At 36.8% G+C, this 22,352-nt stretch carries 19 protein-coding genes; all 19 read right to left on the minus strand.

The window, feature by feature from the left end; translation table 11 throughout:
• Nucleotides 1-62 precede the first annotated feature (62 nt).
• The 19 genes from A2536_11625 to A2536_11715 all read right to left on the minus strand — a co-directional run bounded on the left by A2536_11625 (nt 63) and on the right by A2536_11715 (nt 22,207).
• Entirely contained in the window at nt 63-797 is a 735-nt protein-coding gene (locus tag A2536_11625) for a glycosyl transferase family 2 (GenBank protein ID OGF48046.1), read from the minus strand.
• 234 nt (nt 798-1,031) lie between these two features.
• Complete coding sequence (locus tag A2536_11630) at nt 1,032-1,949, minus strand: hypothetical protein (GenBank protein OGF48047.1); 918 nt, start codon at nt 1,947-1,949, stop codon at nt 1,032-1,034.
• Nucleotides 1,950-2,102: 153 nt separating this feature from the next.
• Entirely contained in the window at nt 2,103-3,857 is a 1,755-nt protein-coding gene (locus tag A2536_11635; GenBank protein OGF48048.1) for a hypothetical protein, read from the minus strand.
• Between the two features lie 151 nt (nt 3,858-4,008).
• Nucleotides 4,009-6,387 carry a hypothetical protein gene (locus A2536_11640; GenBank protein ID OGF48049.1) on the minus strand — a complete coding sequence of 793 codons (2,379 nt, stop codon included), beginning with the start codon at nt 6,385-6,387 and terminating at the stop codon, nt 4,009-4,011.
• A 48-nt stretch (nt 6,388-6,435) separates the two neighbouring features.
• Entirely contained in the window at nt 6,436-7,377 is a 942-nt protein-coding gene (locus A2536_11645) for a dolichol monophosphate mannose synthase (protein OGF48050.1), read from the minus strand.
• 59 nt (nt 7,378-7,436) lie between these two features.
• Nucleotides 7,437-8,396: a hypothetical protein gene (locus tag A2536_11650; protein ID OGF48065.1), complete on the minus strand. Its 960-nt coding sequence runs from the start codon at nt 8,394-8,396 to the stop codon at nt 7,437-7,439.
• Between the two features lie 99 nt (nt 8,397-8,495).
• Nucleotides 8,496-9,341, minus strand: a complete 846-nt coding sequence (locus A2536_11655; protein ID OGF48051.1) for a hypothetical protein — start codon at nt 9,339-9,341, stop codon at nt 8,496-8,498.
• Nucleotides 9,342-10,472: a hypothetical protein gene (locus tag A2536_11660; protein OGF48052.1), complete on the minus strand. Its 1,131-nt coding sequence runs from the start codon at nt 10,470-10,472 to the stop codon at nt 9,342-9,344.
• The gene (locus tag A2536_11665; protein OGF48053.1) at nt 10,469-12,322 is read right to left on the minus strand and encodes a hypothetical protein; all 1,854 of its coding nucleotides are present in this window, start codon (nt 12,320-12,322) and stop codon (nt 10,469-10,471) included. Before A2536_11665 ends, A2536_11660 begins: the two co-directional genes overlap by 4 nt.
• Entirely contained in the window at nt 12,319-13,851 is a 1,533-nt protein-coding gene (locus A2536_11670; protein ID OGF48054.1) for a spore coat protein, read from the minus strand. The genes A2536_11665 and A2536_11670 overlap by 4 nt, the downstream gene beginning before the upstream one ends.
• Before the next feature lie 123 nt (nt 13,852-13,974).
• Nucleotides 13,975-15,318, minus strand: a complete 1,344-nt coding sequence (locus A2536_11675; GenBank protein OGF48055.1) for a lipopolysaccharide biosynthesis protein RfbH — start codon at nt 15,316-15,318, stop codon at nt 13,975-13,977.
• Nucleotides 15,319-15,454: 136 nt separating this feature from the next.
• A complete protein-coding gene (locus A2536_11680; protein ID OGF48056.1) occupies nt 15,455-16,567 on the minus strand; it encodes a CDP-glucose 4,6-dehydratase in 1,113 nt (370 codons plus the stop codon).
• Nucleotide 16,568: 1 nt separating this feature from the next.
• Entirely contained in the window at nt 16,569-16,922 is a 354-nt protein-coding gene (locus tag A2536_11685; protein OGF48057.1) for a hypothetical protein, read from the minus strand.
• Nucleotides 16,923-17,055: 133 nt separating this feature from the next.
• Nucleotides 17,056-18,462: a hypothetical protein gene (locus tag A2536_11690; GenBank protein OGF48058.1), complete on the minus strand. Its 1,407-nt coding sequence runs from the start codon at nt 18,460-18,462 to the stop codon at nt 17,056-17,058.
• A 58-nt stretch (nt 18,463-18,520) separates the two neighbouring features.
• Nucleotides 18,521-18,907 (minus strand): hypothetical protein, encoded by a 387-nt coding sequence (locus A2536_11695; protein OGF48059.1) that lies wholly within the window; start codon nt 18,905-18,907, stop codon nt 18,521-18,523.
• A 91-nt stretch (nt 18,908-18,998) separates the two neighbouring features.
• Nucleotides 18,999-19,244, minus strand: coding sequence for a hypothetical protein (locus A2536_11700; GenBank protein ID OGF48060.1), 246 nt, complete (start codon nt 19,242-19,244; stop codon nt 18,999-19,001).
• Between the two features lie 115 nt (nt 19,245-19,359).
• Nucleotides 19,360-20,427, minus strand: coding sequence for a hypothetical protein (locus A2536_11705; GenBank protein OGF48066.1), 1,068 nt, complete (start codon nt 20,425-20,427; stop codon nt 19,360-19,362).
• A gap of 115 nt (nt 20,428-20,542) precedes the next feature.
• Nucleotides 20,543-21,826 carry a hypothetical protein gene (locus tag A2536_11710; protein OGF48061.1) on the minus strand — a complete coding sequence of 428 codons (1,284 nt, stop codon included), beginning with the start codon at nt 21,824-21,826 and terminating at the stop codon, nt 20,543-20,545.
• 192 nt (nt 21,827-22,018) lie between these two features.
• Complete coding sequence (locus A2536_11715) at nt 22,019-22,207, minus strand: hypothetical protein (GenBank protein ID OGF48062.1); 189 nt, start codon at nt 22,205-22,207, stop codon at nt 22,019-22,021.
• Between the last annotated feature and the right edge of the window lie 145 nt (nt 22,208-22,352).

Genomic DNA, 22,352 nt, shown 5'->3' on the forward strand with positions numbered 1-22,352 from the left:
TTCTCCTCCGTCGTTCCGGAGCAGCTTTCGAACAAAGGAATAATATCATAGCCGGTTCTCCCTTACCTTATAAAAATCCTTGACTTTATTATCCCTATTTTGGCTAAAGAGAATTTGAGAATTGACAGGAGAGTCTGAAGTCCGTAAACTAAACTGTTTTTAAAATTAATCGAAGACGCATCTTTCATGTATCTGGTAGGACAGGGAATTTCTGTAATTCTAAACCCAAAATATACAGTTTGAACTATAACCTCCGTATCAAATACAAAATTCTCCGAATTATTCATAAATGGAATGGTTGTCAGTAACTTCTTGCTGTATGCACGGTATCCGGTATGAAATTCCGATAATTTCTGACCTAAAAACAGATTTTCAAAAATAGTAAGGAACCTGTTACTTATGAACTTATATAGGGGCATCCCTCCCGAAATAGCAGTACCGCTTAAAAGTCTGGAAGCCAGCACCAGATCGGCTTTACCTTCAACTATAGGCTTAATAATTTCAGGAATTAATTTTGGATCATATTGATAGTCCGGATGCAGCATTATTACAATGTCAGCACCTTCTTTTAAAGCTTCAGTATAGCAGGTCTTCTGATTTCCGCCGTATCCCCTGTTTTCCGGATGAACAAATACTTTCAGCCCGAGTTCACGCGCTCTTTTCGCAGTTTCATCATGAGAAGCATCATCCACAAGTATTATTTCATCTACATATTTCCTGGGGATATCATCAAAAGTCACCTGCACTGTTTTAGCGGCATTATAAGCCGGCATCACAACTACTACTTTTGGTTTCATGTTTACATAATATCATAAAACCGCTTTGTAGTAAAGATTTTACTTACCAGAAATCTATCGAGACAAGCATATTTATCCCCGTATTATTCTATTTTAAAGTAATTAACCACGCCGCTTATTATGCATTTTACGGTAATTGCCCAAGGAAAACATACATAATTCAGAAAGGTCATATTTCTCTAAAAAGAAAAGCTGGCAGTAAAAAATAAAAAAACACCGACTTTACTGTCAAAATTAAATAGCGTGTAAAGGCTTTGGTTCTGAAAGATTAACAGTAATCCTGTGCGAATTTACTCCATCAACATAGCCTATAGGTAAAGTAAAAGAATAATCCAACCTCAAGTCAAGAAGTTTAGAAGGAAACAGGAGACTGAAACCCGCAGAAATATTTGAAAGACTTTTTGTACCCCTGACATAACCTGCCCTGACAGCGATACTTGAATCACCTAAACCAAACGATTCAAAAAACTTCGCATTAATAAAGTATTCTGAACCAACAGAGGCTTTAATTTCTCCGTTCCTCATATCACCCTGTACTGCAGCCGACAAATCTTTCATAATCTTATAAGAAACTCCCATCCTGTATACAGCTGCTACAGTATCCTGATATTTTATTGAGACATCCGGCTGATTCAAGTTTTCCAGAGACACACCCACAGCCATAGCATCTCCTAATTTTGTAAACCCGCTTAAACACAGACCAAACCCTGAAGCGTTCATTGTTGTGAACTCTGAATATGAAGGGGTAGAAACATCGGGAGAATAGCCTTTCATAAAAAATCTCACACCGGCTCCGATGTAAGAATTCTTTGCTAATGGGTAAGAATAACCAAGGGTTATAATATTCTCATTGTAATAAGGGGCAATTGTATCAGTCCAGCCGATACCTATTGCTCCCTTTTTATAAATTGGAACAACAAAAGCAGCATATCCTTCATAAAACTCTGCAAAATAAGAACTATAGGTTGCCGTAAAACTCATCTCTTTCATCTGTCCTATGCCTGATATATTATAGTACATCGCATTTGAATCATCCGCAATACCGGCAAAACTACCTCCAAGCCCTATTGACCGGGCCCCCGCTCCCATATCATAAAAAGCGCCGTAAAAGCAGGACGTAAAAACAAGGAATGCAATAAATATTTTCTTCATAAAGCCCCCAGTATAAAGCAAATTCGAAATTCTAAATTTAAAACTTGCGACAAAACAGACCTTGCTATGCCTTATCTTTTTCTCTTTTCAATTCTCTTTTTCAGTTTATACTTATTTCGTGCTTCGGATTTATTTTTATTTAAGCTCTCGTATTTACTTTGCAAGAACCATAGTGCCGCTTCCGGCTAATGTATTATCAACCGTAATCTGCCACATATAAATACCGCCCTCAACTATGCTTCCGCCGTTATTTGTCCCATCCCAATAAATTATTGTATCCGCGCCGGGAATAGTTCTCACCAGTACTCCGGTAGGCTGATAAACTTTTAACTCTGTCGCAGCACCTGAAGGATTATACACCGTAAATTGTATTTTATTTGCCGCACTATTTGCACTATTGGGCATAAAAGGATTATTTAAAACTTTAACTCCGGGATGCGGATTTGCATTAAGCTCAGCAGCAAATGCCAGAGGCAATTCATCAGTCGTTAACGTTCCCGTAGATGTTTTCGTAGAAATAACCGACGTGATCTTATAATAATATGAATTACCGTTTACAACATTCGTATCATTGTAGCTTGTACCTGTTGTAGAAGCATATGGAGTAGCACCGTAAGTTCCGGCGGTAGTACTTCTATAAATATTATAGCCTGCTATCTCACCAGCATAAGAATAACCCACTGTCCAGTTGATTTTCACTACACTATCCCCGCCATTAGCATTAGGTGATGTCGGCGCAGGAAGCACTTCTACATTATCGATAATGTATTTCTTGTCGCAACAAACACCGACGTACCCGCTCAAAACAGGATTTGTAAGATCAGAAACGATTGGTCCGGGGACCCATGTCAAGGGAGTCGTATTCGTCGCATAATAAGTTTTAATATTACTGCCATTTACCTCTGCTTTTAACCAGAAAGAATTACCGGTTAATACCGTCCCCGATGTATCAGCATCAAAAACAGCTGTGCTTGTAATAGTTAAAGTCGAAGTATCAGTATTGTTTTTCTTTATTTTCAACACGGCATTACTTCCTGATTTTGTCACAACAAATTTATAGTAATTACCGCTGATATATCTGAAAATAAGACTCGCATCATTATAAGCATTCGTATCATTTACTACCTTGAACTTTGCACTGTAAACAAAATCCTTGTACTGGGACTTAGTAAATAACTGAGGATTGGACGAATTTGAGCCGGAAGATTCGAGTTGAGAATATACAGTATCAGAATTAACTTTAAAGATCTCCCAGATTCCGCTTCCTTCATTCCAGACCCCTCCTGTAGTATTCCTGTTAGAAATAACACGGATATTCGAAATCTGCGCACCAAAAAATGTTGTAAGCTGAGGTGCCGTAATTTTTATACTGGCAGACTGTATACTCGAATAATCAAAAGCAGATCCCGATATTGACATTGCTGAAGATTTTAAATAAGTAAATCCCGTTGTAGCCGTATCAATTGTGATATTGATCGAACCTGTAAGCTTACTTCCAATGGTTATAACTGCCGAAGAAGTCAATTCAATTGATACCGGGGAAATACTACCTGTTATCGTCGGGACGCTGAGCAGACATGTGACATAACCATCATTCATCCCTGTGATATTCCTTTGATTTAATGACGCCGAAGGATAAATTCCATTGCCATTTATGGTCACGTTCGACCTTAAATTATTTTTATCAAATTGCAGAGATGTTACAGTCGTCGCCCCTGTACCGATTGCAAGATTTGCAGCCCCAGTAAGTGTTGTATCAGACACCCAACTCACAGAATGCGGTGCTAAGCTCACACAATTATCTATCACTTCATAATAACTTTCATACCCGGAAAAATCGTCATATAATGCATAAGATACCGCAGGAAGGAGAATTAACAGAGCAAGAAGATGCAGAAGCTTTTTCATAAAGTTCCTCCATTTCAATCAAGTTATTCATTTACACGGTAACATGTCTATTGAAAAAGTTCATCTAAATTTTAGCATTAATATACTTTTTTGTCAAAAGAATTACCACATTCATTTCCAATAGGATTAAAGACGATACAAAATCAAAAACTTAAGAACCCTTCTCCTCTCTTTTTTCTTTTTTTAAGAGTAATGAACCATAAAATATTATCAGGAAAGCAATAAAAAGTGAAACACTCGCACCTATATAGAATATCTTCGCATCCCATCTGAACTCAACATTATGTTTGCCTTTTGGCAGATATATCGACCTGAAAAGTCCAAAAGCCTGGTAAATCTTTGTCTCCTTCCCGTCAACATAAGCTTTCCACTCAGGATAATAAACCTCACTAATAAAGAGCATTGAATTTCCTGAACTTTCAACTTCTAAATCTATCTTATTTTCTTCATATTTTGTTATAACGGCTTCTTTCCCGTCGTATTTCACATTATCAAGAGTTTCCGGAATGCTTTCATTGAGCATTATAGCTTTTTGAGGTTCAAAAGATTGTTCCAGCATTTTAGCAAACATTTTTTCTTTTTCAAGCACAACAGCTTGAGAATATAGGAATGCCCGGGGCAATATTGAAATGTTTTGGTGGATTTTCACTTTACCGTCATTTACAAGCCGGAGGTATGGATGAGCTATTTGATTATCAGAGATGACATATTTCACATTAAGTAAACTGAGGAATCTGAAATCATTTAATAATCCTTTATTCTGCACTATAGTATAATTTTCAAGCGGAGCGCTGTGATATCCTCCGCAACTTTGAATTTTTTCGGAAACAAACCAATTTTTGGTAAACAAATCACCTACAGGCATCACCCGATAAAGGGAATTATCATTTTTCAAGAAATTATGAATATCCGTTTTTCTCGGATCTTCCTGATTTGCCGGTTCTGTTTTTACACATTGAACCTTATATTCACTTCCTGCAACATTGAAGGTTCTTGGAGCCATAAAACGTATTCCATTATCCAAAAATACCATCAGCAAACACCCTGCAAAGAACAATCCCTTCCCCAGCTTACCTTTAACCATAAGATAGATAAGAGACATCCCGATAGAAAAATACACGACAAAGAGGAACATATCATCTTTTATCATCTGATAAAGAATTTGAGCCACATAATCAAGATTCGGAGGAGGAAACCGTTTATTGAATTGCTCAAGTCCTTTTAGATCATTTACCATTGAGGACTGGTTTGAAGAGAATAATATATATACACTCAGGAATACTATAAGTATAACCATCAGCACGCGAAAAAATACACGCATCTTATTACTATTTTGCTCTTCCTTTTTAACCTTAAAATATTCTTTTATATACTCAAAACCGAAAGCTGCCAGAGTAATAATAGAAAAAGCAAAAAATCCCAGCCACCGCGTTGAGTTCCTGAAACCATTTATTACCGGAATTTTAAAAAGCAATTTATAAAGAGGAGTAAAACCTCCAAAAGCCAAAATCAAGGTACTTATTGCCATAAAGAGGAAGAATTTAACACGTTTATCTTTAAATACAAAATATATTGCAGCAAAAACAAAGATCCAAGGAATTATGCCGAGGTAGTCATTATGCAGCCAGAATTGACTTTTTCCCCAATAGGTCGATTCAAGAAATCCAAAAAATTTCGGATAAATATAAACAATAGTCTCCAAAGGATGAAATGACCAGGAGGTAAAAAATTCATAATTAACACCTGCTCTAAAAGTAAATTTAAGGAAATAGTAGGACTGAAAAAGCTGGATTGCTGCGGCAAATACGGTTGTTACTGCAGTCGCAAAATAATATAAGAGGTGCTTCGGTTTTTTTTTCTCTGTTATAAAAAGAAAAAGAAAATATGCAGTCATGCATGCGGCTGTATAAAAAGTAACCTGATACATGCAAACCAGGGATTGAAGACCCAGCATAAATCCGGCAAGCAGATAATAAATAAACTTATTCTCTTCTACTCCCTTTTTAATAAAGTAAAATATTATAGGAAGAAAAGCTAATGCAATCATAATAACGGCATGTCCGGGATTAATATAAGAAAAAAAGCTGCCGCAGGCTATAAAGAATACTCCGGAGATACAGGAGGTTAATTTAGAAAAATTCATACCGCGAATAAAAAGATACATAAAAATACCGGCAAGGACTATTCCGGTAAAACAATCATAAAGAAAGTATAAATGAACAGGTAAACCGAGTAAAAGTATAATCAGGGTAGTCGGAAAAAATACAATATTGGCATTCATTGAAGCCATATGAGGCATCCCTGCATTAATATAAGGATTCCAATAAGGCAGTCTTCCTTTGCTTATAACATCTTCCATAAAGGGTATTCCATCGCCCTGCAAAGCTACATCATGCCCAAAAAGCTGCCTGCCCGGCTGCTGAACAATAATAATGAATAAAAATCCTATTAACAGGAAGAGCATAAAAGACCACATATGTTCTTTTAAAAAACTTCTTACTGAAGAAATAATATTCCTAAATCCGGACATCTTCACTCCTATTGCTCTCATGATTAAATATCAATATTACAGCTTTGCCTATTTTCCTTCTTCAAAATTTATTCTTTCTTTTTCAACAACGAGCATACGTTTTTGTACGTGAGTGAATATAGCTCCTATATACTCTCCAAGTATTCCTATAAAAAAAAGCTGTACGGCCCCAAAGAAGAAAAGACCAATTACAAGCGGGGCTATACCAACAGTGAAACTATCCCAAAATATCAGTTTATACACAAAATATCCGGCAGCAATAAGTATACTTATAGTTGCGCCAAAAAACCCCATCATCGTGGCAAGTCTTAGAGGGACTTTTGAATGACTTGTAATGCCCAACATCGCCATGTCAAAGAGAGTATAAATATTGTTTTTGGTTTTACCTTTTTTTCTGACAGCCAGGTCGAATTCTATTTCTGCTCTTTCAAACCCTATTTCGCAGATCAATCCCCTGAAATACGGGTAAGGGTCGTTAACCTCTCTCAGTATTTCAATAACCTTCCTGTCATACAACCCGTATCCTCCAAAATTCTGTACAAGTTCTATATCTGCCATTTTCTTGACAAGCTTATAATACATTCTTCTTAAAAAAAACATCAATTTATTTTCGGCACTTTTTCTTTTAATTGCTATGACAATTTTATAGCCTGCCTCCCATTTTTTAATAAAATCATATATCAAAACAGGCGGTTCTTGAAGATCAGCAGCCAGAATAGTTGCAGCATCACCCTTGGTCTGCAAAAAAGCATGAAACGGTGAACGTATATGTCCAAAATTCCTTGAATTTACTATTACTTTCACCTTTTTATCTTCAGCGGCCATCTCTCTTAATACTTGCACAGTTTTATCCGTTGAAGCATTGTCAATAAATATATGTTCAAAAGTATACCCGGGAAGCCTTTCGAACACTTCTTTTACTTGTCTGTTAACTTCCCGTACATTTTCTTCTTCGTTATAACAAGGAGTTACAATACTTATCAGCTTCATAGCACGCTCCCTTTTAAGTTTTTTTCCTTATTTTTTTAAAAATTTAAATATACTCCGGTTCATCTCGAACCCATTATCTCCTCTATTTTCACAGGTAAATCTTTTCCATATGTTTTAGAAATATACTTTTCTATAAAATCCTTATCTTCAGACACTAAGCACTTTCTCTCGTTTTTAGAAAAATATTTCATACCCTTTTTCAATATATCTTTAAGCGGCTCTTTAAAGAAATTGCCAAGAGAAAAATACATCCATGGACAAGGAAGCACATCCCCCCATTTAGTTATAGAGATCATACCTTTAACAGCAAGACAGCCAAGATCCTGCCCGTACTTTGGACTGAGGTGATCATAGACATGATACTTTGAACTAAGTTCATGTATATATGCGATATCTTCCCCGGTTATTGCTAAATCCGTACGCCCTTCCCACTCTCCGACAAGCTTTGGGAACACAACAGACACGGCACATTCCTTTTTTCCGGCAAACTCCAAAAATTGAATAAACTCGTCAGAATGAACCCTTTGATGAGTCACCACTGTAGCCAGCTGCATATTCAGGCCTGCACTTTTTATTGCATCAATGGAACGGATTGCTTTATCAAAAGAACCAGGTTTCTTTCTAAAATCATCATGCTCCGCCCCGTTTAAATTATCCAGACTTAATTGTATCTTGTCAACACCAATACTTTTTAAATGTTTAGCGGCAACTTCGTCCATTAACCAGCCGTTAGTATCAACTTGGAGATAAAACTTATTAGGATCTATAGCTTCTATTACCTTGTCAAGATCTTTAAAAACCAAAGGCTCCCCGCCTGTCAAATCTAAATGACCCAAACCATATTCATCTGCCTGTCTGGATAATTCTTTTACATCGTCTATTTTAAAGAACCTTTCCCCTTTTTTATGCCTGAAGCTGCTGATTGAACAATGCTGGCAATGAAAGTTACAGGCATAATCATATTGAAACTGGATAATGGCAATACTTTCACCTTTAGCCAGTTTCTCATCATATTTCATTACCTTTTCAAATACCAAAGGTTTATTCTTTTTTAATTGATTTCTTTTTTCTATTTCTAATTTTGTCAATGGCCTGTTAATCATAAGTCCTCCGGTTTTCTATACTCTGATATTTGCAGTTTTGTAGTATTGTACCAGTTTTTCTATTGAATTGTTAATATTTTCGAATTGCATTTTTATTTCTTTTAATAACAAAGTATTATCCCCGGTATATTCTCTGTTAAGACCGGGTTTTAACACCTTAACACTAACCTTATTACCCGCTATTTGAATAACTTTATTAGCCAATTTAATTAAATCCTGCCCCTTCCCGGTACAAACATTATACGCCCTATATTTAAAATCTTTTTTAATAAACTGTCCGGTAATTGTAATCAGATCATCTACATACAAGTAATCAAATATCCTATTTTGATGAATTTCTATAACCTCTTTGCGAAGTACTTTGATAATACAATAAGAAATGAATCTTTTATTATCTTCATAAGGCCCAAACACACCAAATATTCGCAAATTATATATGTTCTGAAACTGACGGGCCTGCAAAAAATTTACATATTTGGACAGACCATAATCATCTTTCGGGATACTTAGGCTAAAATATGATTCATCCATCATGGATTTCCAATTATCCCTGTCAAATTCGGCGCCGCTGCCAAAGTATATTATTTTTTTAACCAAACTGCTGCATGAAGAGATATTAAAAAACATTTTCACATTATTTACAAAGACCATATCTTTAGTTTTACTTGAATTGGTATAAGAATTCCAGCAAGTGCAATCAACTATGACATCTATCCTGTTGTTTTTGATATAAGCAACTAAACTATCTCTATCTAAAAGATTCAGCTCCAAGGATCCGGGCGCAAATACAGTATAGCCCTGCAGCTTTTCATGCATATTCCTTCCGATAAAACCTGTAGCTCCGGTTAAAAGTAAATTCATTTATTTCTCCGACAAAATAATAGTTTCATTAATCAGCCCCATTTTACTAATCTGATTTTTGATATCCTGAGATCCATAGACCGAAGCTATTAATATTTTATTATCTGATTTAATATCTGACGGAGCCGTTACAATTTTACCGCCGAATTCCTTACCCCATTTATTCTTATCGTTATCAACAAACATTGAAATATTGCACTTATCCAGGCGGGTTTGCATATACAATCTCTGTGCAAAACTCCCGGTTCCCCACACAATAATTTCTTCACGTGTTTTTATCAATTTTTCTATTTCAGGGTAAGTTTTAATCAAACAATCCTTTACATATACCTTAACAAGATCTCGACATTTTTCAGATTTTTCTATTTTCGGAAAAGAAGCTAATACCCAGCAAGCAGGATAAAATTTATCTCCTCCTATGGCCCACTTCTTACTTCCATTCTCTAAAACTTTAAACCCATGCTGTATTGCCAGATTCACAAGAGAATAAACACCAAAATGGTTAATATGTTCCAGATCAAAATAATTAAACGGAGTTACACTGTTTGCCTTATATTGCTCCAGATCCGGAGTTTCAATATATATTTGGCCTCCATCTGCCAATAAATCTTTAATACTATTCATCGCGGCGGCTATATCCAATATATGCTCCATAACATGCGATAAAATAATTGCATCAAATTTTTTATTAACTGAATTATTATTAATACTGCCCCGAAACGCACTGATTCCATTTTTAATCAAAGAATCAACACAGGCCTTGCTGGGATCCAATCCGTAAACATATTTATAACCATCCTTTTTCAGCATCTGCAAAAGCTCGCCATTAGCAAATCCTATTTCCAGAACACTTTTACTTTTGTCAAATCTCCTGCGTAAACACTCAAAGATTATTCTGTATTTATCCATATCAGAAACACTTACACCATTTTCATATATACTATGATCCCTATAAAATATATCATATTGCGCTTGAGTTGCGCTTGTATCAGCATAAACAAAATAACATCTATTACAAATAACTATATCGTAATTATCAGGCAGGTCAACACCTTTTAATAATTTAAATTCTAGTTTATGCAGAATCTCTACATCTCTATTTCCGCAAACCGGACACGATCTATATTTCATTTAGCCTCCGGAACCGCTATCATATTGGAATTAAACTCCTGTCTATCGAGAAACGGGTACAAGTCCTCCATAGGCATTGATACAATTTTACCGTCAGGCATTACTTTTGAAGAGACTCTGGGTATAGTTTCCTGCATCGGGTCGACAAACACTTCGCATATTACCGGCTTATTTCCGCTCAATGTTTTTTTAATTCCTGATTTCAAACTTGTATTTTTGGTTATCTTCATGTATTTTATGTCATAAGCTTTAGCTACTTTTTTAAGTCTCGGCAGTGTTAGCCCGCTTGAAGGGTCGCAGGAAACAAGTCGGCCTTTAAAATGTCTATTCTGCATCATTCTAATGGAACCATACCCGTTATTATTTAATATAAATAACTTAAAAGGTATATTCAAGCGTTTTACTGTCTCCAGTTCTTGAATATTATGCTGCAACCCTCCGTCGCCTATAATACTTATTGTTTTCTTCCCGCTTGCAACACACGCCCCAATACCAGCCGGAAGACCAAAACCCATTGAACCCAACCCCGGGGTGTTCAGTATTCTTAGCCCTTTTTTAACTCTTATAGTTTGCATAGTTACTTCCGCACAGCTTCCTGAACTCCCGGGGACAATCACTTCCTTCCCTGTCAGACACTCAGAAAGCTCTTTAATAAACGCATACGTATTAATATATTTATTATTACTCTTCAAACTCTCCGGATCCGGCACCGAGTATTTATTTCTCATCCCACTGCACCATTCTCTCCATTCCTTTTTTTCTTTATTAAATATTTTCTCTTTATTTTTTTGTTTAGAATTTAGTGCTTTAGTCTTAGTTATTTGATTTAAGATTGCCTTTATGAATTGCCCCGCATCCATATTCACCGCAATTTTCTCAAAACCCAGCTTATTTATTTCATTCTTGTCTATATCCACAACTATCTTCTTGGCATTTTTTGCAAAGTTCCCATGATCAAATGCGGTCTGTGGCAGATCAAGCCGGGCTCCGATCGTTATAATTAAATCAGCATTTTGTTGGATGAAGTTAGCTGCTCTTTGCCCGACAGATCCAGGCCTGCCAAAATATAAAGGATGCATTTCTTCAAGAATATCCGAAGCCCTCCAGGTCAAAAGCACAGGTATTTTCAGTTTCTCTGCAAGTTTAACAAATTCCTTCTCCGCACCGGCAGCCCTAATTCCGTTCCCCGCCAGGATCACCGGTCTCTTCGCATTTTTCATCATCTCAACTATTCTTTTAATATTCTTTTGCCAACCATCCAACCTTCCAACCTTCAAATCCTCTTTCTTTTTTTGCTGCGCATCCGCGCCTCTGAGCCTCCGAGCATCTATCATCGCTCCCTGCACATCAAGCGGTATTTCCAGCCAGACCGGTCCCTGCCTTCCGGTTTTTGCCAGATAAACAGCTTTTTCTAGATGGTATCTGATACTGTTAGGATTCATTATTGTAACCGCATACTTTGTGATAGGTTTGACAAGAGAAACTACGTCAACTTCCTGAACTCCCATCTGACGGATACCTCTTCCTTTCAAAAGATCTTGCCTTTTGGCCTGCCCTGACATGAATAAAACAGGTGTAGAGTCAATCCAGGATGCAGCAACACCGGTTATAGTGTTAGTACCTCCCGGACCGGTAGTAACAAGCACAGCACCAATTTTTCGCAAGTATTGAGCATCAGCATCCGCCGCAATCGCCGCTGCTTGTTCATGCAAAACCGTAATTTTATTCAATTTTTTGTTTTTGCCCAGGGAGTCAACCAAGTGCATACATCCTCCCCCGGGAAGAAGAAATACATCTTTAGTACAATTTCTTTCAACAAACTTGATAACATAATCCGACAATTTTATCATTTTAATTTCGCATCCTCCATCCAATCTGCCCAAAAAGTCATTACTGTCTTTCTATCTTTATTGTTTACTATTTTTTCGTCGTCATAGAAAGAGTCTGATGCATAATGTGTCGTAGAAACTTCCTCGAAAATAGTTCCGGTCTTTGAAGTAAAACTGTGTTTTACTCCCCGTTCGACCACAATAATATCTCCTCTTTTATATTCAGTTGTTTCTCCGTTCATCTCTAAAATAAAATCACCATAAAGCACCTGAAAAGTCTCTTCTTTCTTCTGATGAGAATGAACGGGATTTGTCTGCCCGGGGAGGGTTATTATTATAGTTTTACAATACTCGCGGTTAATACATCTTATTATGGTTGCACCATACTTCTCAAAGCTCTCTATACCATAATGGTGTGATAGTTCAAATTCAAATTTACTCGGAAGCGGGACATTGCTCTTTATTAAAATATCCCGGATGCTTTTTACGATTTGCATAAAGCGTCCTCTGAGGTTTTTAACTTCCAGATTAGAGCTCATAATCGGAGAATCGGCAGAAATATCATTCTTCACAGTATACTCAGTATATTTCGAAAGTTCACTGGGAAGCAACTGTCCTTCTATGTTTGGTATTGCAAAATAGATATTATTATTTGTTAATTTTTCGCCTTTTTTAATATTGCTCTTTGCAAAAACACCTCTTTTAAGGCCGGTCAAGTCATTTTTTTCTTTCTCAGATATATTCCGCCGCTTGTTTTTTACACCGGCCATTATATACGCTTCTTTTGCAGAAGCAAGCCAGTTATCTATTTGCAAAGGAGTAGAAGAATAGGCATTGATAGAATATTTTTCCGTTTTCAACCCGACATGACGTTCGAATACCTCGGCACCTTCTCCGACAGCTATTTTAATAGAATCAGTATCATCCGGCGGTTCATGGGTTGAATAACCAATTACTAGATTTGGGTATCTTGCTTTAAGAAAGGCAATTTGATTTAATTCGAAATTTTCTTTTGCAGTCGGATATTCCCCCACACAATGCATTATTGCAAACTTTTTCTCGCGATGGTCAAAAAAAGCAAAAACCCGGTCAATATCATTTTGAACGGCTCCGGCGGTTGAAAGGATCACCGGCTTATCCGTTTTTACTATCTTTTCCAGTAATGGCCAGTCCGTAAAAGAACAGCTGCCAATTTTTATTATGTCGTACCCGTGTTCAACAATAAGGTTAACCGAATTCTCATCAAAGGGTGTACAAATAGCAACAAAACCCTGCCCGATAATTTCATCTTTAAGCTTCTTAAAATCTGAATGACTAAGCCGGGTCTCTTCAAATCTCTTAACATATTTTATATCTTTATTGCCTTTGTATTTCGAATGAATAAAAGTATCCAAGTCCCTATATTGCAATTTAAAAGCAAAAGTAAATTCAGGGTACTTCACTGTTACTTTTTTAAATTCCCTGATAATATTCAAACCGTGTTCCGGATCACCCATGTGATTATTTGCCATTTCAAGAATAAACAGTTTATTAAATTCAATACTTTTCATATATACCTCCATGGTAATATAGTTACGAGTGTCGGGTTACGAGTTACGGGTGAAAACTTTTCTGTTCTTGCTGGTTATCCAGACCTTTATATTTTCTTTTCGCTACTCGTCACTCGCTACTCGCTACCGTTTTCTAATAAAATCTTTGATTTTGTTCGCGATGTAGACAGCCATTTTTTCCGTAATACCGGGATAGACTCCCAGCCAGAAAGTATTGTTCATAATCAGGTCCGTATTCTTTAGACTTCCGACAACTCTGTAGCCTTTTCCGCTCTTTCTCATATCATCAAAACACGGGTGTTTTAAAATGTTACCCGCAAAAAGCATTCTTGTTTGGATCTTTTCGCTCTCAATGAAATTCACTATTTTTTCTCTTGTAAAACGCGAGCCTTCTCTTACTGTAAGTAAAAAACCGAACCAACTCGGGTCTGAATTCTCCGTAGCTTCAGGTAATATAAAAACATCATCAAGCCCTTTCAATATCTCAGAATAAGTGCCAAAGTTTCTTTTTCTGGCAGCAGTAAAACCATCCAATTTTTCCAGCTGAGCGCATCCGATCGCAGCTTGCAGATCTGTTGCCTTTAAATTATAACCAAAATGAGAGTAGATATATTTATGGTCATATCCATACGGGAGTTCGCCCAATTGCCATTTAAACCTTTTATTACATACATTATCCTTGCCTGACGGACACCAACAATCTTTTCCCCAATCCCTGAAGGATTCAATTAATCTTTTCAAAATAATATCACCGGTATAGACAGCTCCGCCTTCTCCCATTGTCATATGATGGGGAGGATAAAAACTTGAAGTTCCAATATCCCCGAATGTCCCGGTATGCTGCCATTTCCCGTTTAACTTATATCTTGATCCCAAAGAATCACAATTATCTTCTATTAGCCAAAGATCATGTTTAGCGCAAAATTTCTTTACTTTTTCAATATTAAAAGGATTTCCGAGAGTGTGGGCCAGCATTACTGCTTTTGTCTTTGAACTTTTCGCGTTTTCAAGCTGGGAACAATCAATATTGTACGTCGGGAGTGTAACATCCACAAAAACAGGAACAGCGCCATATTGAATTATAGGTGTGACCGTTGTGGGAAAACCCGCCGCGACTGTTATTACTTCATCCCCCGGCCGTATCATCCTTTCTTTTAATTTTGGAGAAGTTAAAGCCATAAAAGCCAGCAAATTAGCGGAGGATCCCGAATTGACCAAAGAACAATATTTTATCTTTAAGTACTCCGAAAGTTTCCCCTCAAACTCCAGGGAATATTTTCCTGTAGTCAACCAAAAATCCAGTGAAGCATCAATCAGGTTAGTAATCTCCTTTTTATTAAATATTCTTCCCCCGTAAGGAATCCTATCTCCCGGCTTAAACGCTCTTTTCGAATGAAACGACTTAAAGTGTTCGCCTACAAGTTTCATTATACTCTTTCGTAATGCTTTCTCATCCATCTTTGCCATAATCCCCTCTCTATTTGAAGTTTGGATGGTTTGATGTTTAGATGTTTGGCAAAAACAACAAACAATCCTAAATGCATCATCACTTAACTAACCATCCGATCTTCGAACCTTCTAATCATCAGCCTTTCAGCAAACCCTATAACCTTCCAACTCTCCGACCTTCGAAATCTCGTATCTGCCTCTCCGAGATTTCCCTTACATCTATTCCCGCTTCATAAGCTTTCGTCCACTCCACCACTCTCGAAATAGCTTCATTAATATCCCATTTCGGATACCAGCCAAGTTGTTTTTTTGCTTTTGAGTTGTCTAATTTTAAAAAATGAGCTTCATGAGGATGTTTACCTTTTTGAATAGAACATGACTTTGACGAACCCCATAACTCGCAGAATCTTTCTGCTATCCACCCTACAGATTTGCAGTCTTTTAAATCCGGACCAATGTTCCAAGCCCCTGCATATTTGGGACCGTTGTTGTAAAGCCTCTCGCAAATCATCAGATAACCGTTAAGAGGGTCCAGTACATGCTGCCAAGGACGTGTTGCACCCGGATTTCTTATCTCTATCTTCCCATCGGATAAAACCGCCCTGACAAAATCCGGAACAAGCCTATCAGAAGCCCAATCCCCGCCGCCAATAACATTCCCTGCACGCGCTGTGGCAACTGCTACTCCATGATTATTAAATTCTAAAGGATTAAAAAAAGAAGATCTATAAGCTGCCGTGACAATCTCCGAACACGCTTTACTGCTTGAATAAGGATCATACCCCCCAAGAGGCTCTCCCTCTTTAAAACTCTTTCCGAGCTCTCTATTTTCATAAACTTTATCAGTCGTCACATTAATAAAAACCCGGACATTTTTACAGCTTCGCACAGCTTCTAAAACATTAACTGTCCCCATAACATTTGTTTCATAGGTCTCTACCGGAATTCTATATGACTCTCTGACAATCGGTTGAGCCGCCATATGTATAACAATATCAGGATTTGCATTTTTAATCTCTCTTTTAACACGTTCCAAATCCCTGATATCCGCAATAACAGAGTTCATATCTTTTTTTAACTTCAACAATTCAAACAAACTTGGAGTAGTAGGAGGTTTCAGAGCATATCCTGTAACCTTAGCCCCCATTTTAATAAGCCAGAGCGTGAGCCAGGAACCCTTAAAACCGGTATGTCCGGAAAGGAAAACCCTTCGATTTTTCCAAAATCGCTGATGCGCAGATGCTCGGATGCTCGGATGCTCAGTCATTCTAATTGCTCCTTTGGAGCTTATTTCGTAAAGCATTTATTCTTCTACCAAGTACAAATATTTTTTCCCTTAACAATTTATCCTCCTGGATAAACCCAAGCACTTCACAAATAGACAGTATTGCTTCAACTTCAGATAATGAACCATTCGCTATTACAAGAAAGTTGCTAAAATCTTTTGCTGTTTTCCTGCTTTTTCCCTCTGCGATGTTCAACGCAACTGATACTATTGACCGCTTCAATTGCTGCTTTAAATTATATTCTTCATTTTTCGGTAGTAAATCTGCAACTTTGTATACATCTTTAATCAAAGAAACACTTTCCTGCCAAATTTCCAGCTCTTTATACATATTCATTATATCATTCCCCCTATCTATCTTTAACCCAGCTACCCCCGTAGCCTATTTTTCATCTCTTACCGCTCCTCTGAACATCCGCTCTTTAGCCGCACCTTTAGCCGCACATCTGCGCCTCTGAGCCTCCGCGCATCTAATACGCCCCGTCTCGCTTAAACACCGCCTTTACTGTCCTAATAAGTATAACAACATCCAACCACAACGACCAGTTACTGACATACCAGACATCCAAACTCACGCGTTTCTTGTAATCCACTCCGCTTCTTCCGCTTACCTGCCATAATCCGGTAAGCCCGGGATAGACATCATAATAATATTCGCTATATTCACCATAATACTTGTCCAGCTCTTCCTGTAAAACAGGCCGAGGCCCGACCAGGCTCATCTGTCCCATAAAAATATTAAAAAGCTGGGGAATTTCATCCAGACTCGTCTTTCTAAGAAAACCGCCTATTTTCGTTATCCTTGGATCATTTACAATCTTGTAATTCTTTTCCCACTCCTTCCTCGCTGTCTCATCTTTTTCCAGCAGTTCTTTAAGCCTCAAATCCGAATCAAAATACATCGTTCTAAATTTCAGACATTTAAATTTCTTCCCGTTATGTCCGATTCTTTCATGTCCATATATAGGATTGCCCCTGGAATTTACTCTGATTAGAATTGAAATCAGCAAAATAAACGGTAAAGCGATTGACATTATAAGCAAACTTAAGATTAAATCAAATGTATTTTTGACAACTCTGTTAAATTCGCTTTTAAGTGTATTTCTGACATTTAAAAGTAAAACCTGGTTATCAAAAAAGAAATCCATATCACTCTGTAAAAACGGTATTCCAAACAGATCCGGGACAAAAGAAACTTTTTTAACTTTCTTTTGCAGCAGGTTTACCAAATGAACCATTTTTTCAGAGGCCATCCCCGGAATTGCGACTACAACCTCTATTCCTGGTGAAAGATAGCTGTCTATTTCTGATATTTTTCCCAGAACTTTTACATTATTTACAGCTGTCCCCTTTTTTTTCTCGTCGTCGTCAAGAAAGCCTATAACGTCATAGCCTATTGTTTTCTCTTTGCGTATTGATTTAAGAAAAAGTTCTCCGGTCAATCCCGCCCCGATTATAATAATTTTTCTTTTCCCTATTCCCATACCAAAAGCTGCTCGTTTTCCCAGCAACCGTGCCATTGGAACTATCCAGAGAGAGTTCAGAAAAGTAAAAATCAGAACAGTTCTGGAAACCTCATCACTTAATTTCCCTATAGATACAATAGAAAAACCGGCAAGAGAGGCCAGCAAAGAAGCTTTGCAGATCTGTCTTATTTCCTCCCAAAAAGGGTACTTTCTGGAGTATAACTGTTCAAACCAATAAAAAAACAGGAAAAGCAATGGCAGCCAGATAGGATTAACAAGAACAAAAGGCAGCGGTTCAGGAAAGGGAAATGTAATAAGTTTTGGTAATATACCCGTCCTAACCAGATAGGCTAATTGATAAGAGCATAAAACCGCAACCAGATCGATGAGTATCAAAATAAAGACAATCATTGTACCATTATAATTAGAAACCCATTGAAAATCAATGTTTTTTGTATAGAATTAACGGTTAATATATTATTATATCCGGAATCATTCGAAAATGCTTGATATTTTCAGTTACCAATACAAGACCATGAATATTGCAGGTAGCAGCAATTAATATATCAGCAAGTCCAAGAGAATTAATAATATTTTTATCCCTTGCGTAATCAGCGGCTTTTTTTGCTATTTCAGAACTTATTTGAATCCTGCCAAAGAATGAAAGACTTTTTTCCAATGCTGCAATTTGATTTTCATTGTGTATTCCCCTGAAAAGCTCATATTCATTAATAACACTTATGTATATATACTCCGTTTCGTTTACTACCGCAGATAATTTATTGCTTCCTGCCTTTAATTGGTTTATCAAAACATCGGTATCAATAAGGTATTTTCTTTCTTTCCGTGTACTCATTTCTTATTCCCCCTGCCAATCAATTAAAAAAAACCTATCTTTTCCGTTTTTCTTTCTTGCCAAGCCTCTGAGCCTCCGACCATCCACGCATCTATCTGCCTCTGTTCATCCCTTTATTTGATTCTTCACGGACATTATCTATCCCGGTATCCGCAAACAGACCTTTCATATATTTTGTTGCCTCTTTTATATTTTTGGGACCGCTTTTGTATCTTCCTATAAGCTCATGCACAGCTTCTTTGATAATCCCGGACTGGGATTTTGACATAGCATGAGCCACAGCTTCAAGCTGTTTCTTTTCATCTTCATCGAAAGTAATTGTCAACCCTTTTCTCATATACCCTCCATAATAGTACTTTCTTATACTATTATAGTATATTATTATAGTAATGTCAATATAGCATAGAATTACTAAGAAACACTCGTAGTTGCCTGATCAATCAGGCTTTATCTTACAACCTTTTCAATGCTATATATTCCGATATTCTTTCCTTGAATTTTTCTTTGGAAAATTTTTCAGACTGTTTTATGATCTCTTTTTTATCAAATTTCATATTTCTACTTTTATTTATTGCCTTTATTAATTCCGTTTCTGTCTGGGGGAAGAAAAGCACCCCTGTTTTTCCGTCAATAACTGTCTCTAAAGCCCCGCCTTTACTATAAGCAATTACAGGAGTGCCGCAAGCCATTGCTTCCACCGGTACTATACCAAAATCTTCTTCTCCGGGAAAAACAAGGGCTTTACAGTTAATATAATTTTCTTTGATAATGTCATCTGTTTGCCAACCCAAAAACTCTACATTATTTTTTGCCATTCCCTTTAATCTATTTTCATCCTGTCCGTTACCGACTATTTTCAGTTTATATCCAAGCTCATTAAACGCTTTTACCGCAATGTCAATCCTTTTGTAAGGCGCAAACGCAGAAACCACCAGATAAAACTCCTTATTTTTTTCGAATTTCGAAGTTAGAATTTCGGGTTTGTACTTATTAGTATCAACCGGAGGATATATCACAACAGAATCACGGGAATACGTTCTTTTTATTCTGCCTGCAATAAAATCTGAGATTGCAATAAAATGGTCAACCCGCTTTGAGCTCTTTACATCCCACTTCCTTAAAAACGGCCTTATTATTCTCATTACGACTCTGACCGGAAAACCTGCTTTACCCGTACCAAAATAATCATTATACACATCCCAGATATAACGCATCGGAGTATAGCAATAGCAAATATGTACCGCATCTTTTCCCGGTTTCACACCCTTAGCAACACAATGACTGGAAGAAATTACAAGATTGTAGCCTTCCAGGTTAAACCGCTCAATTGCAAAAGGCATTAACGGAAGATAATACCTGTATTTAGTTTCAACAAAAGGCATTCGTTGGAGAAAAGAAGTAAATATTTTATGGCTTTCTATTGTTATTGAAACAGAACCTTTGATATGTATCAATGAAAATATATCAGCATCAGGATAAAGTTCACAAAGCGCCTCTAGAACCTTCTCCCCGCCCCGCATTCCTGTCAGCCAATCATGTACAATTGCTATTTTCATTTAGATCCTCTTTTTCTTCCCCATTTAACTGCCTTTTCAAAATCCTCTATGCCCATTTCTGATCTTTCAATTTTTGCCCTTATTTTTTTAGAATATATTTATTTACGCCTTCGTAACCTTCCTTCATCAAGTCCCCGGCTTTAAGATATGTTATCTTATATTTTACGCCGCCGGCTTCAGCTTCGACATCAACAGATTTATTTAAATTAATAACAAAAAGGTTGTCGCAATCTAAAGTTTTTGAAGCCCACACCAAGCCCTTTATTTCCCTTTCTTCCGCAGTCTTATTGCTTAAGTCATAGCATACCTGAATCAATGCAACTACTTTATTCGCTTTCTTTAAAACAAAATCTACTTCATGCTTGTTTTCACTTTTCCAAAAGAAAACCTCAAACATGCTCTCGTATTCACATCTTTTAAAATATGAAGCAATTGTATTTTCCAGGAGTTTCCCGGAATCGCGACTGATTGAGAATCCTTTTGCCGCAATAAAACCGTTATCAAAAGAGTATATTTTTTTGTTTGACTGAATTTGTTCCTTCACCTTAAAAGAATATTTTGGAAGAGTAAACAGGATAAGAGCTTCCTCAAGATAGTCAATATATCTTGCTATAGTATTTTTGCTTTTTATTTCCAGAGTTTTAGCGATATTTCGCGAAGAATACTCTGACGACACATTCGAGAGCAGATAATATGTCAGTTCTTCTATAGTTTTTGAGTAGCGAATTTTAAATCTTTTAATAATATCCTTATAAATTATTGACTCAAGCAGAGTCCCCAGATAATTTTTTAAATCTAATCCTGACAAAACCGGTTCAGGGTATCCGCCTTTATGTAAGAATTGATCCAAATATTCTTGTGTTTCTGCCTCAGTAAAGCTCCGGCCATTAATTATTTCCTTGAGGCCAAAGGGAAAAACAAAAACAGAATTATATCTTCCTGTCAGATGAGTGGCTAATTCCGTACCGAGAAGATTGGCATTACTTCCCGTCAAGACTATTTTATAATTCCGCCGTTGAAGTTTATTGACAAACAGTTCCCAATTCGGCAAATTTTGAATTTCATCAAAAAACAATATTTTAGGATCCGCATAAACACTTTTTATCGCTGTAATAATTTCATCATAATTTTCTATTTTAAACAAGCTTTCATCGTCAAAATTTGCGTAACCAAATTTGCCTTGTTTTAGAAGAGAATGCATGCAAAAATATGACTTTCCTGCCCTTCTTGGACCAATTACAACATTGATAAGCGAAGATTTGAAATCCAGGTTAACGCCATCCCTTTCAACGTAAACCTTATCCTTATAGGCTTCAAGCTCACTCTTTTGGTTTTGGATAATATCTTTTACCGTATTAGCCATAATACTCCTATTTTGGCTATTTGCAATAGCCATATTAAAGATTATAACCTAAGTTTAAGTAGTTGTCAATATGCAATATTCAGAATTATTTCTTTCATTGCAACATTTCTATTGGACAAAACAAGGCAGGATTTTTCCGATTTTGGCTATTAGATTCATTCATAATAGCCAAAATCCGAATTTCAAAATAACTCATATTACATCTTGTGTTTTCTTAGGCGGATTTTGCAAAGATTTATGGTATATATTAAAGCTTTGATCAACTGCCTTTACCGACCTCTGTCCTCCGACTTTTTCAGACCTCAGTCTTTTCCATCTCCCGCTAAGCAGACGAATTTCAGATTTCGAATTTGATCTTTCCGCCCTCAGGCTCGCCCCCATCCCTTTCTGTTGTTATTTATTGCTTATCACGATATGAAAACGATTTGGTTTAAATTATTAGTAATTCAGACTGTGTCGCAATTAAATTACTAACATGATATAATATGGCATATTCACTCCAAAGGAGCAAGCCATGTATCGCACT

The organism is Candidatus Firestonebacteria bacterium RIFOXYD2_FULL_39_29 (assembly GCA_001778375.1).
Taxonomy (GTDB): domain Bacteria; phylum Oederibacteriota; class D2-FULL-39-29; order D2-FULL-39-29; family D2-FULL-39-29; genus D2-FULL-39-29.